Genomic DNA, 3,224 nt, shown 5'->3' with positions numbered 1-3,224 from the left:
CGCAGACAACAGCTGTACTTTAGTCAATAATTTTTACCTCCCCCATCCCTATATCCAAGAGTGCTGACAACCTAAAATTTTGTTTCAAACCGCTAAAGTCCGATTGGAAAACAGGGGTTTTATGTCATGATGGCAAAGTAGAACACGTATGATCTTCTAACTACAGGGAATTTCTCATGGCTCTCCGTCTAGGTGACACAGTACCCAACTTTACGCAAGCCTCAACACACGGCGACATCGATTTTTACGAATGGGCAGGTGACAGCTGGGTTGTGCTGTTTTCTCATCCTGCTGATTTTACACCTGTTTGCACAACAGAACTCGGCACAGTTGCCAAGCTAAAACCAGAATTTGACAAGCGCAATGTCAAAGCGATCGCACTCAGCGTTGATGATGTTGAATCCCACAAAGGCTGGGTGGGAGACATTGAAGAAACTCAAAGCACCACCCTTAACTACCCAATTTTGGCAGATGCCGATCGCAAGGTTTCTGAGCTTTACGACATGATCCACCCCAATGCTAATGCGGCTGTGACAGTGCGATCGGTTTTCGTGATTGACCCCAATAAGAAACTCCGCCTGAGTTTCACCTATCCTCCCAGCACGGGACGCAACTTTGATGAACTTTTGCGGGTAATTGATTCTCTGCAATTGACTGATAATTACAGCGTGGCGACACCAGCTGACTGGAAAGATGGAGAGGATGTTGTAATTGTCCCCTCACTGAAAGATCCAGAAGTACTCAAAGAGAAATTCCCCAAAGGTTACGAGGAAGTTAAACCCTATCTGCGGCTAACTCCTCAGCCTAACAAGTAAATCTGAAAATGATTTCGGGTAAAAAGCAAAGACGCAAAGATATAACTTAGCGTCTTTGTTTTTTGCGTGAGAATATAGTTAGTGAGCTAGGCATCATAACCTGGAGGAAATCCCTATGTTCTCATCCCCTTTGGTTTTGCAAATTCCGTCATCAATGCAAATGACAGACGAACAATTTTTTGAGTTCTGTCAGGTGAATCGTGACTTACGCATTGAGCGAAATAAATTCGGAGAATTGGTAATTATGCCTCCTACTGGTTCAGAGACAGGAAACCGAGAAGGTAATATATTTGGGCCGTTGTGGGTTTGGTCGGAACAAGATGGTACAGGTATAACTTTTAGCTCTAGTACCGGATTTAAGTTATCAACAGGTGCAGAGCGATCGCCAGATGCTTCCTGGATTAAACTAGAACGGTGGAATTCTCTATCTCCAGAACAACAGCGAAAGTTTGCTCCCATTTGTCCAGATTTTGTAGTCGAACTCAAATCTCCTAGCGACAAACTCCAGACTTTGAAGGAAAAAATGGAGGAATATATGAATGAGCCGGGAATACAGTTAGGCTGGTTGATTGACCGTAAGCAGCGTAAAGTCTATATTTATCGTCCTGGATTGCCAGAAGAATGTTTAGATAATCCTACTACCGTTAGCGGTGAGTCGGTATTGTCTGGGTTTATTCTCAATATGAGTAAAATTTGGTAGAGAAAGTTTTATATAGCAATTTAACTATTCACAAGCAGCGAGGTTAAAAATGTTGACTAGTATTGAAGGAACATATCGTAATGGTCGAGTGGAACTCACTGAACAACCCATCGATGTAGATGAAGGAACGCGAGTAATTGTGACTTTTATCAGGTCAAATGAGATTGACCTAGCCTCTCAAGGAATTAACGAAGCGCAGGCTGAGATTTTGCGATCGCATCTAGCAACCTTTGCAGATGACTGGGAAAGCCAGGAAATGAGTATCTATGACAACTATAACGCAGCCAAAACAAACCTTTAAGCGAGGTGATGTTGTTCTAGCTGGCGAATCTGCACTGTTACTTAGTCTTACTTGTTGTACCAGCTTTTTCGCCACTGTTGCATTTCCTTAATCTCTGTATTTTGCGCCTTAATAATTTCTTGGGCTAATTGCTTAATTTCAGGACGCTTAGACTTACTCAAAACATCTTTTGCCATTGTTACAGCCCCTTCGTGGTGAGGAATCATCGCATTGATAAAGCGCAGATCAAATTCCGCATCAGCTGCACCTAAATCCTGACTCATCATCATGCCTTTCATTTGATCAGACGACATTTCCATCATGTGGCCCATTTGACTGTCATAAACCATTGGTTTATCTCCCACCTTGGGATACCAAGCTTGTCGCCACTGCTTCATCTGAGTGATTTCTTGGTTTTGTGATTTGATGATATTGTCTGCTAGCTTTTTGATTTCAGGACGTTTTGATTTCTGCTGTGCAACATTCGCCATTTCCACAGCCCCTTGATGGTGCGGTATCATAGCGTCGATAAAACGTAAATCAAAATTAGTATCGGCTGGGCCTAAATCCATTCCCATACTGTGATTCATGCCACCACCGTGATTCATCATCTGCTTGTCATTAGCATTAGTGGCCGTTACCTCTGGCGCTTGGCTTTGGTTCTGAGAAGCAGTATTGCTACAGCCTGTGATTAACCCATCGCCTGAAGCGATCGCACTAAAGGTTAACGCCAAAAAACCATTCCTCAAAGATAGCAGTTGCATAAATCTCACCTAACAGTTTCTTAATTCTATATTTAACGTGAGTTTGACGAACTTCTCCCTGTCTTGAACTTTAGTTTAAGTCTTTCCCTCTCCGACTCGGAGAGGGACAGGTTTTGCGTAGTAAAACCAGGGAGAGGTTTTTTATTCGACTGATAAATAAAGAACCCCAACTTCCTTGATAAGTCGGGGTTCTTGTTGTTCATTGAAAGCGACGGGAAACTCTATCCCGCAAGTGGCGTGGACGAGGTTGTTCTCCCCGTCGCTTGGGGCATTGGGGATTGGGCATTGGCCAAACAGCTAGTTTCTTCCCCATGCCCAAAAACTCCATCCCGCAAGTGGCGTGGAGTTTTTTATTTATCACTCAAAGTTGTGTAAGCTTCATTAACTAAGTGCATTTTCTCTTGTGCTTGTTTTTGCAGTTGTGGTTGATTCACAAACAAATCTGGATGCCATTTTTTTACTAAAGTTCGATAAGCCTGCTTTACCTCAGCTAAAGAAGCATTTGTTTGCAATCCTAAAATGCTATAGGCGCGAGTAATCTTATCTTTTTCCGTCTGGGCTTTTGGTTGATTGGGTGCTTTGTTGCTTTGAGTTGTATTTTGCTGTTTGCTAGTTTGGGAACCAGGCGATGTCTGACGACAAGCCTTAGGGCTACGCATTTCTGC

The 3,224-nt window shown here is 43.1% G+C and carries 5 protein-coding genes; 3 read left to right on the top strand and 2 right to left on the bottom strand.

What is annotated here, in order from left to right; translation table 11 throughout:
• Nucleotides 1-176: 176 nt before the first annotated feature.
• From LC574_RS32865 to LC574_RS32855, 3 genes are all read left to right on the top strand, one after another.
• On the top strand, nt 177-815 hold the full coding sequence (locus tag LC574_RS32865; RefSeq protein ID WP_229457775.1) for a peroxiredoxin: 639 nt from the start codon (nt 177-179) through the stop codon (nt 813-815).
• 115 nt (nt 816-930) lie between these two features.
• Nucleotides 931-1,515, top strand: a complete 585-nt coding sequence (locus LC574_RS32860) for a Uma2 family endonuclease (protein ID WP_229457773.1) — start codon at nt 931-933, stop codon at nt 1,513-1,515.
• A 49-nt stretch (nt 1,516-1,564) separates the two neighbouring features.
• The gene (locus LC574_RS32855) at nt 1,565-1,816 is read left to right on the top strand and encodes a hypothetical protein (RefSeq protein ID WP_229457771.1); all 252 of its coding nucleotides are present in this window, start codon (nt 1,565-1,567) and stop codon (nt 1,814-1,816) included.
• A 47-nt stretch (nt 1,817-1,863) separates the two neighbouring features.
• Here the strand turns inward: LC574_RS32855 and LC574_RS32850 are convergent, their stop codons facing one another.
• Nucleotides 1,864-2,559, bottom strand: coding sequence for a DUF305 domain-containing protein (locus tag LC574_RS32850; RefSeq protein ID WP_229457770.1), 696 nt, complete (start codon nt 2,557-2,559; stop codon nt 1,864-1,866).
• Between the two features lie 350 nt (nt 2,560-2,909).
• On the bottom strand, nt 2,910-3,224 hold a 315-nt coding region (locus LC574_RS32845; protein ID WP_229457769.1), incomplete at its 5' end, for a J domain-containing protein.

Origin of the sequence: Nostoc sp. CHAB 5715, from assembly GCF_020829685.1 — a bacterium.
Classification (GTDB): Bacteria; Cyanobacteriota; Cyanobacteriia; order Cyanobacteriales; family Nostocaceae; genus Nostoc.
Note: the sequence above shows the minus strand (reverse complement) of the source record. Positions and strands in the feature narration are given on the sequence as shown.

Bases quoted from the DNA above. Each gene is read 5' to 3' on its own strand.
- LC574_RS32865 (WP_229457775.1), top strand. From the start codon at position 177: ATGGCTCTCCGTCTAGGTGACACAGTACCCAACTTTACGCAAGCCTCA.
- LC574_RS32860 (WP_229457773.1), top strand. From the start codon at position 931: ATGTTCTCATCCCCTTTGGTTTTGCAAATTCCGTCATCAATGCAAATG.
- LC574_RS32855 (WP_229457771.1), top strand. From the start codon at position 1,565: ATGTTGACTAGTATTGAAGGAACATATCGTAATGGTCGAGTGGAACTC.
- LC574_RS32850 (WP_229457770.1), bottom strand. From the start codon at position 2,559: ATGCAACTGCTATCTTTGAGGAATGGTTTTTTGGCGTTAACCTTTAGT.